This is a genomic window from Nodularia harveyana UHCC-0300, from assembly GCF_034931085.1.
GTDB classification, from domain to species: Bacteria; Cyanobacteriota; Cyanobacteriia; order Cyanobacteriales; family Nostocaceae; genus Nodularia; species Nodularia harveyana.
The window spans coordinates 26,374-39,154 of record NZ_JAYGHG010000029.1; the positions used below are offsets into that span (position 1 = coordinate 26,374).

Consider the following 12,781-nt stretch of genomic DNA (forward strand, 5'->3'; position numbering starts at 1 on the left):
TAAATAATAAAATCCCCCTCCCACATCTATTATGACTTTTAGTGAATTTTCACCCACACAACCGGTTATCTTGGGCTTCGATCCGGGTAAAGATAAATGTGGTATAGCAGTCATGGGACTAGACCGGCAATTGTATTATCATCAAGTTGTCACCGCAGAAAAGGCGATCGCCACCATTGAAACCCTGCGTCAACAGTTTCCCGTTTCCTTGCTAGTCATGGGTAATCAAACCACCGCTAAACAATGGAAACAGCAACTTAGCGAAGTATTACTAGAGCAGTTAAGCATCATTTTAGTAGATGAACGGTACAGCACCTTAGAAGCACGCGATCGCTACTGGCAGATGTACCCCCCCAAAGGACTCACAAAACTCCTTCCACAAGGCATGAGACAGCCACCAAGACCCATAGATGATATAGTTGCTCTCCTTCTCATTGAAAGATACTTAAATCGCCTCACAACCAATAACTAAAGTTCAGCCCTAATAGTAAAGTCATAATCGCCTCCAGGCTCTAATTTATAGTCCTGTTGTTCTAAAAAACGACCAAGAGGCTCTTTAATCAAAGCACGACCTTGGGAGGGCTTCACAGACAGTTCTCCCCGGCGAAAATGCCATTTAAAATGCCACTCGAAGTTACCCGCACTAACTTCACCCTCAAGCAGACCGAGTGGCCACGATTGACGGATAATTCTGACATGGGCGGTAGTTTCTGGAAGACGTTTGGCACTCACAATGCTTTATGTCACTTTTGGGATAACAGCCCAATCAATAGGCTACTTCTTTTATTTACCAAACTTATCTAAAATATACAAATTGACATGGACAAGACCGTAGCAGACCTCCGCAAAGATTACACATTGGAAGGTTTGAGTGAAACTGAAATTAACCCCAACCCTTTCATTCAATTTAAAAAATGGTTTGAACAAGCACTAGCCGCCCAACTTCCTGAACCTAACGCTATGACTCTGGCTACAGCGACACCCAATGGTCAACCTTCAGCCAGAATGGTACTACTTAAAGACTTTGACGAACAGGGCTTTGTTTTATTCACCAACTACAACAGCCATAAAGGACAAGAACTAGCAGCAAATCCTCAAGCCGCTTTAGTTTTTTGGTGGGCAGAATTAGAACGCCAAGTCAGAATTGTGGGGACAGTAGAAAAAATTTCCCCAGAAAAATCTGATACTTATTTCGAGATGCGTCCTCCCCATAGTCGCTTAGGTGCGTGGGCTTCTAATCAAAGTCAGGTAATTGTTAGTAGGGAAGTTTTAGAAGAACAATTGCAGGAATTTCAGCACAAATATGAAAATCAAGAAGTTCCTCGACCACCTCACTGGGGAGGATACCGCATCATCCCCACCAAAATTGAGTTTTGGCAAGGTCGTCCCAGTCGTCTCCACGATCGCTTACTGTATACTCGCACCAGTGACAGTTGTTGGAAAATAGAGCGTTTGTCACCATAAGGGACTGGGGATTGGGGGGTGTGGGAAGTGTGGGGGAAGAGAAGAGGCAGGGGTGCAGGGAGCAGGGAGCAGGGGGGAGAAGACGGTAATTTCCTAATGACCAATGGCTAATAACCCTGCTTACATTGAACCTTGGGATCTGGCATAAAACTATATCTCAGGTAAATTCCTCCCCAGATAAACAGAATAATTAACAAACCACCAATACCGAGGGGACTAGGTAACCAGAAAACTACTTCTATGTGGTTGAGTTGTCCTGGTTTCATCTGCCATACTAATTGCTTACCTTGCTTTTGTGGCTTGATGGCAGTTGCGGTTTTTTCAATATTTCTGGCTCCCCAAGGGGTGTTGAGGCTAAATTTCAAGTCAAGAATTGATTCCGTATCAGAAAGGACATTACCCCGATTGGCAATTAAGGAGAGCGATCGCAAGTCTAAATCATAAATTAATCTATTCCTCACCAACAGCACCAAATTATTCTGAGCTATCAATAAATTAGATTCAATTTGCGGTAGTTCAGACTCAGATGATTTCTTAACATCTTTGGCTTTTTGATTAGTACGGGAGTTGAAAAAATCATTAAATTTCTCTTGTAACTCTCGACCATTACTAAAAGGAATTTTCACAATAATTTCTTCTGGAGAAATCCGTTGCGTTCTACCATCTAGTTGACGAGTACGGCGTTCTATGCTCCGCAACCATTCATATACATAATCACCACTAAAACTAGTGAGTCGTTCCCCCAATTTAATATGCTGTACTATTTCCCCACGATTGGAGTTATTAAAGTTCACCCCTGCGTCGTAATCAACACAACCAGTTAGCAACAGTGACGAGAACAGTACCAGCCACAAAATAGGATTTTTCAGAGGAAATATGCGATTAATGAGATTGCGGCTAATTAGTTTGAACAATAAACCCATTCTGATCAACACAACACTCAATGCTCTGATGAATCTGAGCAAAATCTTGCTGAAATTAGAATAATTCATCGGTATATTTCCCCAACATTCAAGTATTTTTCACTAATCTTGACTAAAAGCTCAACCAAGCTAAGTAGGAGAGTGTTAACACAATAACAATTAGTGCCACCCAAATAAAGCGATTATCTTGGGTATTCACCTGACTGAGATCCACTAATTCTAGTTCATTAGGTGTGGGACGGGAAACTGGTCGAGACCGGGCTGCTGCGCGAATTTTCTGATCATTATCAGACAACGCACCTAAATCAGGTATTTCCGTCATCCATTCACTGGGGCGTTGGAGTTTAGGCGCGTTTAAAATGTAAAGTAATTGCTTGGCTTGTTTGCTCGTCTCTGGGAAAGGATGGCGTTGCAGTTGTTGACAAAGGGTGATAGCTTCTTCTGTCCTTCCGGCTGCTTCATAGGCTGTTACTAGCCAAAGTTCAACTTCACCCCCAAGGGAAGAATTTCGAGATAGGAGGGCGCTGGCTTTTTCCAAGTTTTCTACAGCTTCTCGATATTTACCATTTTCAAAGTTAATTTTTCCAGCCTGGTAGCGACTTTTGGCAATTTCTAAACTTTCTGTACTCACGTTATGCATAGCAATTAGCACGACTTTGCTATTTTGCCATATTTAATAAGTCGATAAAAAACAGACTAATAGGCAGTAGGGGAGCGGTTATCTCACCAGATATGTGAAGCGTAACTTCTGGAAGTTTAGTTAAAATAGCTTAAAGCCCCCCTATTATATAGTAAGGCACAGTAGCACTGATACCCTTACCAAAAACACCCAATATTTATAGTTGTGATTGGAGTTGGAATCAGAACACATCACCTCAATAACAGGGTTAATTAACAGAAGATTACAGGAATTGACCACCAAGCTGTCACCACTGGGTATTCATGCTGAATAAACTACAAAAAAAACATATTACTCTCATTGCTTGTGCGGCACTGTTTGCCTTTTCAGCTGGGGCAGTTGTATCAGCACCGGAAATCGGAAAATATTTCGGACAACAGTTCAATCTACTGAGAAATCCCTCTGCACAAATTTCTACAGCTAGCCAAGCCAATTCATCTGTATTTACACTAGTATCACAGCCTCAACAGGAACGGGCAGCTAAATTAGAAGCCATTGCTAATGGTTCAAGTTCACCAGATAGAGAACGCGCTCGTTATCTGTTAGCTAATGATTTACTGGAGAATAGGGAGGCGGAAAAGGCTTTAAGTTTTCTCCAAGGATTAGAAAAAAGTTATCCCAGTCTTGGTCCTTACATTTTACTTAAACAGGCACAGGCAGAAGATATTCTGGGAGAGGATGGTAAGGCTTCGGATCTCAGACAAAGAGTACTGCGAGAGTATCCCAATGAAGCCGGGAAAGCTCAAGCGCTGTATATGATTGCACTACCTGAACATCATGATACTGCGATCGCCGAGTTTCCTTCTCATCCCCTCACCTGGGAAATTATTTATAAACGGTTACAAGAAAATCCCAATCAGCCAGAATTACGGTTAATTTTGGCACAATACGCGGTGAATCAACCGGGAATTGTCGGTGTTTTAGATCAACTGGTGACACAGCCCAATCTCAAAGCTGAAGAATGGGAAACAGTGGGTACAGCCTATTGGGAGAATAATCAATTTGCCAAAGCTGGTGATGCTTATGTCAAAGCCCCTGCAACACCCCGCAACCTTTACCGAGCTGCAAGAGGAATCCAGATTGGAGGTCAAGAACGGGAAAAGGCGATCGCCATTTATAATCAACTAGTACAAAAATTTCCCGATGCGAAGGAAACCGGACTAGCTTTGTTGCGTTTGTCAGAATTGACCAAAACCCGTCAACAGGCTCTCCCCTACCTTGACCAGATTATTGCCAAATTTCCAGAACAAGCTAGTAGAGCAGTAGTAGAAAAAGCCAAAATTTACCAAGGTCTTAAAAATCAAGCCTCAGCGCAACAGGCTTGGGAATTACTCTTAAGCAAATATGGTAGTTCTAATCAAGCAGCAGAGTATCGCTGGGAAAAAGCCAAAGAGCAAGCTGAAACTCAGAATTACTCAGGGGCTTGGCAATGGGCAGAACCAATTGCTACAAATAATCATAATAGTATTTTGGCTCCCAGAGCAGGTTTTTGGGTGGGGAAATGGGCTACTAGATTAGGAAAGCCAGAATCAGCCAAAGCCGCTTATGAGTATGTATTGAATCAGTTTCCTTACTCTTACTATGCTTGGCGTTCAGCTGCCAATATGGGGCTGAATGTCGGTAACTTTGACACCGTGCGTCAATTGCAACCAGAAATAGTTCCACATCAACGACCAGTACCCCCCGCAGGTTCAGAAACATTTAAAGAACTATATTTGCTCGGTGAAGACCGTGATGCTTGGTTGCAATGGGAAACAGAATTTTTGAATAAACTCCAGCCCACCGTAGCCGAACAATTTACCGAAGGATTAATTCGCCTAGCCAAGGGAAACCATCTCTCTGCAATTAATTTGATTTCTCGATTGGAAGACCGGGAAACACCAGAGGAACAGGCTGATTATCAGAATTTGAGCCAAAAAGTAACTTATTGGCAAGCCCGTTATCCTTTTCCCTATCGTCAGGAAATTAAAAAATGGTCTGCTGAACGGCAGTTAAATCCTCTCCTAGTTACAGGTTTAATGCGTCAGGAGTCCATGTTTGAGCCAAAAATTAAATCTGTTGTCGGTGCGACTGGTTTGATGCAGATCATGCCCAGTACAGGGGAATGGATTGCTCCTCAAATTAACTTGGATAGCAAAACCATTAATTTAGAGGACCCGAACCAAAATATTAATCTGGGGACATGGTATTTAGACTATACCCATCGGGAGTATAACAATAACTCCATGCTAGCGATCGCCAGTTATAATGCCGGACCTGGCAACGTCGCCAAATGGGTGCGAACCATTGATAAAAATGATCTCGATTATTTTGTGGAAGATATTCCATTTAATGAAACTAAAAATTACGTGCGACAAGTATTTGGGAATTACTGGAATTATTTGAGACTTTACAACCCAGAAATTTCCGCGAAAGTCGCACAATACTCAGAAGCACATCCAAAATTGCCCCAGAGGTAGTTAGGAAAACGAACCACAGAGACACAGAGGACACAGAGTTATGAGAGTTTGAGGGGTTTTTGTCGAAGTCCTCAGAAGGTTTGAAAAGAAGTCCAAAAATCAAAAACATAGTTTGGTCGCTGCTTCCCCGGATACAATAGTTAACAAATGTTGCCTATTAAGCTGACTCATGACACCCTCACAAGATGTAGAAGCTGTAACTACTCCGGAAATTGACCAAGAGGAATACGGCAACTCTAAAACTGATTCTCTCAATGACTTTCCAGACGAATTGGAAATGTCCCTGTTCGACCATTTAGAAGAATTAAGACAACGGATTTTCTATGCTCTGATTGCTGTCGCAGTTGGTATTGTGGGCTGTTTTTTAGCCGTCAAACCCATTGTGCAGTTACTGGAAATCCCAGCCCAGGGAGTTAAATTTCTGCAACTGGCTCCCGGAGAATACTTTTTTGTCTCTATCAAGGTCGCAGGTTACAGTGGCTTGGTGCTTTCTAGCCCCTTCATTCTTTACCAAATCATTCAGTTCGTTCTCCCCGGACTGACTCGCCGGGAACGCCGCTTCATAGGTCCAATCGTTTTGGGTTCCAGTGTGCTGTTTCTAGCTGGTTTAGTATTCGCCTATTTATTGCTCATACCCGCAGCGTTGAATTTTTTCATTAACTACGGCGAAGATGTAGTAGAGCAACTCTGGTCAATTGATAAATACTTTGAATTTGTACTGCTACTGTTATTTTGCACTGGGATAGCCTTTCAAATTCCGGTTATCCAATTATTACTAGCTAATTTAGGAATTGTTTCCTCTACAAAAATGATTTCCGGCTGGCGGTTTGTGATTATGGGCGCAGTAGTTCTCGGTGCTGTCCTCACTCCTTCCACTGACCCCCTCACCCAAAGTTTGTTAGCAGGAGCAGTGCTAGGACTATACTTTGGTGGTATTGGTGTAGTGAAACTCATGGGTAAATGACACAAATTAATTATGCTGAGTTTGAGCAGGTGGAAATTCGTGTAGGGAGAATTATCAAAGCTTTAGATTTTCCCCAAGCACGAAAACCAGCTTATAAACTATGGATAGATTTTGGTGATTTGGGCGTGAAAAAATCTAGCGCTCAGATTACTAAACTTTATGATTTAGCAGATTTAAATAACAGGTTAATCTTGGCTGTAACTAATTTCCCACCTCGTCAAATAGCTGATTTTATGTCAGAGGTTTTAGTTTTAGGGGTAGTTGTGGAAAATGGCGAAGTTGTTTTAATTCAACCAGATAGAAATGTGCCTTTGGGTCAAAGAATTTCATAAAATATAGAACCTCAACCCCAATCTCCTTACTAAAGAGAAGGGATAAATTGACATAACTTCTGAGGCTGGTTCAATTTAGTTGAACTTCCACTCATCAATCAATATTCCTCTCTTCCTTGGCGTTCTTGGCGACTTGGCGGTTCATTCCTCCATATTCAGCAAATCAGCCATCAGCACTTTCTTCCGTGACTAACTTCTGCCCAATTTTTGGTTCAATACCTGCAAATATGCGCTCAATATTAGCCCGATGGCGGAAAATTACATAGAATCCCCCAGCAATGCCAAAGAGGATATAGGGTAAAGGCTGATGTAGAATCGCCATTAAAATAGGAACTGCGATCGCACCACTAATCGAACTCAATGATACAATCCGGGATATAGCGATGAATACAGCAAATACACCAGCTGTTGCCAAACCTACTTGCCAATTCATCGCCAATAAAATTCCTAAACTAGTAGCTACAGATTTACCACCAGAAAAGCCCAGAAAAATTGATTTACTATGTCCCAGGATAGCTGATAAACCAGCCAAGATAATTATCCAAGGTTGCCAAATAGAGATATCTACCGTTGAGGGGATAAGATTTTCAGTAGGAGTAAAAGAGAATAGAACATATACAAGTGCGATCGCTAAAACACCCTTTAAGCAATCAACCGCTAACACAAAAGCTCCCGGCCCCTTCCCCAAAGTTCTTAAAACATTAGTCGCGCCAGTGGAACCAGAACCCACTTCCCGAATATCAATACCTTTTAACTGCTTCACAGCAATGTAGCCAGTGGGAAAAGAACCCAACAAGTAAGCCAGCACCACAGCAGCACCACACAAACTCAGCCAAATAGCCATAATTAATTAAATCAGTGAACAGTTATAAATAATTAAAAGCTGGTAGTGAGGACTTTACTTTAGTCCTCAGCATCTCATTTAAAAATCATCATTGTAATTTCGCACAGTTTTAGGGTCAGGCGCAAAAGCTAACCACAAAGGAAATTGCAGCATGGCTAAACTTATTTGCTCTTCCGAATCATCAATGATAATTAAAGGTAATTGATTAGCCTTTACCAGTCGGTCAGCCTTCACAGCTAAAGCGTCAGGTGTTTCAAACAAAGCTACACCTCTATCGGGTCCAAAATCTGGGCGACCAATTCCCAAACTGTCTTGCAAACCGCGTCGCCATTCACCCAACCGTTCTGGAGAATTAGCTAAAACCAAAGTACGGATTCTATCTCCATACAACCTGTGTAATATCGAAGCCACAGCTGAAGCAATCAGAATATTCTGCAACCTGCTACCCATCGTCCGCAAAGCACCCCGTCCACCTTGGTTAAAAAACCAATCAGACACTCTTTCTGCATGAACTGGCTCAAAAGTCCGACGCAATTGCCAAGGGGGACCATAATAATCTGGTTTACTCCGATACTGGTCAATTAAGCGGCGAATTTTATTACTAGTCTCTTGAAATTGTTGTTGGGCAAATTGTGGTATTCCTGGCTGTTCTTGGGGTGGTTTGACATCCGGGACAACAGGTTTCACTGGTTCCACTCTCACCGGTGGTATCAGTTCCAATTGCTCTGCTGACATTGCCAAATCCTGTAGACTACCCGTGAGATACTCCTTAAAACCCTGCACCCGAATCGCTAAATCTTGGGATGTTCCGGCAAAAGTGGTTCGCATTTCATTCCGAATGCGTTCCTGGCGGCGTTCCAACTGTTCTACAGAAATTTGCAAAGCTTGTTTGCGTTGTTCTAATTGCACCAGCGATTCTTGTACAAGTCTTCCCAGAGACATTTGAGTTTCGCCGAGTTGTTCTTGAAGAGTTGTGTAAGCACCTTGTAGATTCGCTATTTCTGCTTTCAGAGATGCTTCTGTGCGTTGTAACTCTGCAACTCTTTCCTCAGCTTCTGAATATAGTGAATTATCTTGTGAATCTGATTCTATCTGTAAACCCACTACAGGAGTTTCAGCTTCTAACTCAACAGTTGAATCTTGTGGAGACTCGATTACCAAATCTGTCACTTCTGTATCAGATATGATTGGCTCAATATTGGCATTATTTTCTTCTGTCTCAGTTGGTAGACTTGACGTTTCCATTTCCAGAACTGACTCTACAGAAGAGTTTTCTGACTTTTCTTCCTTGGGGTTTTCGGCTTCTATTTGTTCCAACCACTCATCAGTCTGTTCTGGGGTTTGAGATTCCTCTGGGTTCATAAACAATAATGCAATTCCTATGATGCAAATAAATAACCGTCAAAAATATAGTCTAGATGCAAAACCACTGTTCATGGTTGACTCTAACAGCACTCATATTCGTGGACAACGTGATTCCAGACAAGACTTTAGGGTTTTAGGGTCAAACAAAATCGGTAAAAAGTGAATGCTGTTGACTTCCTTAAAATAAAACAGAATCGGAATTCTATTCCAGAATATACGCCAGTTTTGCCATTCTTGATAGGGAAAACGCCGCAGTAGTTTTTCGCGTCTGTAAATATCTAAGTCTGTAGCTGTGAAGTGTAGTCGTATTGTTACAGTTTGCAACAACAGAAATAAACCCAATAATCCTATCACCACTCCTACCCAAATCTGTACTAGCAGTATGGGAATAGCAGCAATCAGCAATACAACAGGAATATTGTAACTAGGCTGGAGTTCCACCGTTGATGTGGTGTCAGGTGCGAATGAACTGGTCACAGTTTTTCATCCTATTTTATTAATAGACATTTATCCTATTTTAGGAGTCATTAGTCATTAGCCCTTCGACTTCGCTCAGGGTAAATCATTAGTCATTGGGAAGTTACTGTCTTCTCCCCCCTGCACCCTGCACCCTGCTCCCCTGCTTCTTCCCACTCCTCATTTAAAAACCTTGCAGCAATGCTCCTCCGGTTCCTTGAAACATTAACCATGACAGAAAGAAGTTACTGGTAAATATAATCAGCAAAGAGGTGACAACAGCTGTTGTAGTTGATTGTCCCACGCCTTTAGCTCCTCCTTTCGTTGTCAAACCCCAACTGCAACCAATAATGGCGATTAATAAGCCAAAGCAAGCAGCCTTGATTAAAGCGCTGATAATATCCCAAATACCGACAAGGTTACGAGCTGAATCTAAGAATACTGTATCGGCAATACCATATATATTTGTCGCAATAATTAATCCTCCTAAAATGCCTGTTATCAAAGAAAGAAGGGTTAAAATCGGCAGCATTAAACAGCAAGCCAGCAGCCGAGGAATTACAAGGTAATCGATAGGGTCGGTTTTTAAGATAAATAAAGCGTCGATTTGCTCGGTGACTCGCATAGTCCCGATTTCGGCTGCAAATGCAGAACCGACTCTTCCCGCCAAAACCACTGCGGTGAGTACGGGTGATAGTTCTCGTGTCAATGCTACCGCCAAAACTCCGCCGACCAGATTACCCGCACCAAAGTTAATAAACTCCCGCGCTACTTGAATTGTAAACACTGCGCCAACGAATACAGCCGTTAACAGGGCAATAAATAGGGAATCGGGTCCCACAGATGCCATTTGTTCTATAGTGTTGCGCCAATTGATTTTCCCCTTCAAGAGGTGAACTATTACTTGTCCACCCAGGAAAACTGCCGCCAGCAGTCGCTGACTCCAGGCTCCTAAACCGGATTTGGATTTACTCTCACTCAATGTTTTGTGGCTAACTACTTCACTGCATTAAGAATAACGGATGTCTGTTGTTTAAGGGAATCGGTGATTTGGGACTGCACTTCGACTTACTTCAACTTACTTCGACTTACTTCGACTGCGCTCAGTACAAGTTGCTTAGTACAAGTCACTTAGTATACGGGGATTGGGGATTGGAAAAAACTTACTTACGGCTTGATAGCTTGGGTAAAAGATTAACTTAGTTTAAAGTTGATCTCAGAAAGTAAAGTTCTATAACTGCTGTTGATCTGAAATAGTTATGAAACAATATGGCTTTAAAGCTCTGTTAGGCAAGGGTTTAAGAAAATTTCAGCGTTTTTAAGCTTCAAATCATCTGAGTTTACAGGGGGCTATTTCTTTTAATCAAAACTTAAGATTTTTGACATATCACCTGTTGGGGAGCGATCGCACGTATTCTGGAAGATGGCATCTCAGTTTTTAGCGATTGTTCACTTTATTAACGGAGCCTGCTGTAAATGTCTGTATTCACGAACTTTCTTCGTTCCCTACTACTGACTATGTTTTTTAGTTTTATTGCTCCCATGTCTTTAGTAGGTGGCGTATTATTTCTTTTACCTCTCATCGGTCACTTTCCCGCTTTAGAAGGTGCATCTGGGGCTAGCACCACTCGCATTATCCATTTTCTCTCGATTTTTGGCAGTGGTCATCCCCTTCATGGACTGATGATTATTAGTTTGACTTGTAGTTTCGTCGGGGCGCTCTTTGATACTTATGCTTATTGCCGTTGTCAAATTTTGCGGATTGATTCTTAAGTGATAATAATCAGGTTTTGGGTGTTCATATATTGATCACCTGTCGTTTCTCTGTGATTTAGGCTGGATTTATATATAATTATCTTGTTTTAAAAAAAATAATTAAATAGTTGAATAGTTGCTCAATACTGACTGAGTATAAGCGGTATGCTAAAAAACCCTTGGCTTTTCAAATTGAGTGTATTATAGAGGTTCTTTAACTGCTCATGGTTTGGCCTTTCAAGTCTAAGTTTCGTAAACAAATAGCCCGAATTGAAATTACTGGTGCGATCGCTGGTTCTACTCGCAAACGGGTGTTAGAAGCCCTCAAAACTGTAGAAGAGAACAAGTTTCCCGCTTTACTTCTACGTATTGATAGTCCTGGGGGTACAGTGGGAGATTCCCAAGAAATCTACAGCGCCCTCAAACGATTAAGCAAGAAAATTAAAATTGTTGCCAGCTTTGGTAATATTTCAGCTTCTGGCGGTGTCTACATTGGCATGGGGGCAGAACACATCATCGCTAATCCTGGTACAATCACTGGGAGTATTGGTGTAATTTTACGCGGTAATAACTTGGAACGCTTGCTAGACAAAATCGGTGTTTCCTTCAAAGTTATCAAGTCTGGCCCTTACAAAGATATTTTGTCCTTTGATCGGGAATTAACTTTACCGGAAGAAAACATCCTCCAAGAGTTGATTGACGTGAGTTATCGTCAGTTTGTCCAGACTATCGCCGAGGCGCGTTCTTTGGAAGTAGAAACTGTAAAAACTTTTGCTGATGGTCGCATCTTTACTGGGGAACAAGCTCTAGAATTAGGTGTTGTAGACCGTCTGGGAACCGAAGAAGATGCACGTTGCTGGACAGCTGAATTAGTCGGTCTTGATCCTGAGAAAGCACCTTGTTATAACCTAGAAGAACGAAAACCTTTACTCAGTCGTCTTTTACCCGGAAGTCGTCAGGTTTCATCAGGTTTAGGAGCGGGAATGGATTGGCTCCAATTTGAAATTTCTACCAGTGGTCTACCACTGTGGTTATATCGACCCTAAATAAATCACCGTCATGGGTCAATAGTCGATGATTAACGACGACCCATGACTCATAACTAAATTCAGGAGGATGTGGGCGTGGATTGGCAAATGCAAGCTATTAGGGGCGCAACAACTGTTGCAGAAAACACTGTTGCAGCAATTACAGAAGCGGTAACAGAACTTATAGATGAACTAGAACAACGGAATCAACTGCCAACTGAGAGAATGATTAGTGTGACTTTCTCAGTTACCCGTGATTTAGATGCGATTTTTCCGGCGGCGATCGCGCGATCGCGTCCTGGATGGGATAATGTCGCCATGTTGGATGTTCAGCAAATGTACGTCGAAGGTAGCTTACAGCGTTGCGTCCGGTTTCTCATCCACGCTTACCTCCCAGCCTCCACACCCATTAATCATATTTATTTACGCCAAGCTGCCAAATTACGACCAGATTGGAGTTTATCCCAGCCGTTACAACCATCACAGCACATAGCTAAGTCAAAAGTTTAAAA

15 protein-coding genes are annotated in these 12,781 nt (G+C 42.1%); 8 read left to right on the top strand and 7 right to left on the bottom strand.

The genetic code is table 11. The features are described from left to right. Positions 1–31: 31 nt before the first annotated feature. Complete coding sequence (locus VB620_RS15895; RefSeq protein WP_323197127.1) at positions 32–472, top strand: pre-16S rRNA-processing nuclease YqgF; 441 nt, start codon at positions 32–34, stop codon at positions 470–472. On the opposite strand, the gene VB620_RS15900 is transcribed toward VB620_RS15895, so the two are convergent. Next, positions 469–732: a DUF3146 family protein gene (locus VB620_RS15900; RefSeq protein WP_323197128.1), complete on the bottom strand. Its 264-nt coding sequence runs from the start codon at positions 730–732 to the stop codon at positions 469–471. The two genes, VB620_RS15895 and VB620_RS15900, sit on opposite strands and share 4 nt — an antisense overlap. A gap of 87 nt (positions 733–819) precedes the next feature. Here VB620_RS15900 and pdxH point away from each other — a divergent pair, with 87 nt between their 5' ends. After that, a complete protein-coding gene (gene pdxH, locus VB620_RS15905) occupies positions 820–1,464 on the top strand; it encodes a pyridoxamine 5'-phosphate oxidase (protein WP_323197129.1) in 645 nt (214 codons plus the stop codon). Between the two features lie 107 nt (positions 1,465–1,571). Here the strand turns inward: pdxH and VB620_RS15910 are convergent, their stop codons facing one another. Continuing rightward, complete coding sequence (locus VB620_RS15910) at positions 1,572–2,456, bottom strand: DUF3153 domain-containing protein (RefSeq protein ID WP_323197130.1); 885 nt, start codon at positions 2,454–2,456, stop codon at positions 1,572–1,574. 43 nt (positions 2,457–2,499) lie between these two features. Continuing rightward, on the bottom strand, positions 2,500–3,018 hold the full coding sequence (locus VB620_RS15915; RefSeq protein WP_407674241.1) for a tetratricopeptide repeat protein: 519 nt from the start codon (positions 3,016–3,018) through the stop codon (positions 2,500–2,502). 311 nt (positions 3,019–3,329) lie between these two features. Between VB620_RS15915 and VB620_RS15920 the strand changes: the two genes are divergently transcribed. The 3 genes from VB620_RS15920 to VB620_RS15930 all read left to right on the top strand — a co-directional run bounded on the left by VB620_RS15920 (position 3,330) and on the right by VB620_RS15930 (position 6,821). After that, positions 3,330–5,525: a lytic transglycosylase domain-containing protein gene (locus VB620_RS15920; RefSeq protein WP_323197132.1), complete on the top strand. Its 2,196-nt coding sequence runs from the start codon at positions 3,330–3,332 to the stop codon at positions 5,523–5,525. A 169-nt stretch (positions 5,526–5,694) separates the two neighbouring features. After that, entirely contained in the window at positions 5,695–6,489 is a 795-nt protein-coding gene (gene tatC / locus VB620_RS15925) for a twin-arginine translocase subunit TatC (protein WP_323197133.1), read from the top strand. Beyond that, a complete protein-coding gene (locus VB620_RS15930) occupies positions 6,486–6,821 on the top strand; it encodes a tRNA-binding protein (RefSeq protein WP_323197134.1) in 336 nt (111 codons plus the stop codon). The genes tatC and VB620_RS15930 overlap by 4 nt, the downstream gene beginning before the upstream one ends. 163 nt (positions 6,822–6,984) lie before the next feature. On the opposite strand, the gene plsY is transcribed toward VB620_RS15930, so the two are convergent. The 4 genes from plsY to VB620_RS15950 form a co-directional block, all read right to left on the bottom strand. Then, the gene (gene plsY / locus VB620_RS15935; RefSeq protein WP_323197135.1) at positions 6,985–7,665 is read right to left on the bottom strand and encodes a glycerol-3-phosphate 1-O-acyltransferase PlsY; all 681 of its coding nucleotides are present in this window, start codon (positions 7,663–7,665) and stop codon (positions 6,985–6,987) included. Positions 7,666–7,743: 78 nt separating this feature from the next. Then, complete coding sequence (locus VB620_RS15940) at positions 7,744–9,027, bottom strand: DUF3086 domain-containing protein (protein WP_323197136.1); 1,284 nt, start codon at positions 9,025–9,027, stop codon at positions 7,744–7,746. Between the two features lie 93 nt (positions 9,028–9,120). Next, positions 9,121–9,507 carry a DUF3119 family protein gene (locus tag VB620_RS15945; RefSeq protein ID WP_323197137.1) on the bottom strand — a complete coding sequence of 129 codons (387 nt, stop codon included), beginning with the start codon at positions 9,505–9,507 and terminating at the stop codon, positions 9,121–9,123. A gap of 163 nt (positions 9,508–9,670) precedes the next feature. Then, entirely contained in the window at positions 9,671–10,468 is a 798-nt protein-coding gene (locus VB620_RS15950) for an MlaE family lipid ABC transporter permease subunit (protein WP_323197138.1), read from the bottom strand. Positions 10,469–10,962: 494 nt separating this feature from the next. Between VB620_RS15950 and VB620_RS15955 the strand changes: the two genes are divergently transcribed. The 3 genes from VB620_RS15955 (at position 10,963) to aroH (ending at position 12,779) form a co-directional block, all read left to right on the top strand. After that, on the top strand, positions 10,963–11,259 hold the full coding sequence (locus VB620_RS15955) for a hypothetical protein (protein ID WP_323197139.1): 297 nt from the start codon (positions 10,963–10,965) through the stop codon (positions 11,257–11,259). Positions 11,260–11,465: 206 nt separating this feature from the next. Continuing rightward, entirely contained in the window at positions 11,466–12,287 is an 822-nt protein-coding gene (gene sppA / locus VB620_RS15960; protein WP_323197140.1) for a signal peptide peptidase SppA, read from the top strand. A 90-nt stretch (positions 12,288–12,377) separates the two neighbouring features. Further along, positions 12,378–12,779 carry a chorismate mutase gene (gene aroH, locus VB620_RS15965; protein ID WP_407674242.1) on the top strand — a complete coding sequence of 134 codons (402 nt, stop codon included), beginning with the start codon at positions 12,378–12,380 and terminating at the stop codon, positions 12,777–12,779. The last annotated feature ends 2 nt before the right edge of the window (positions 12,780–12,781 follow it).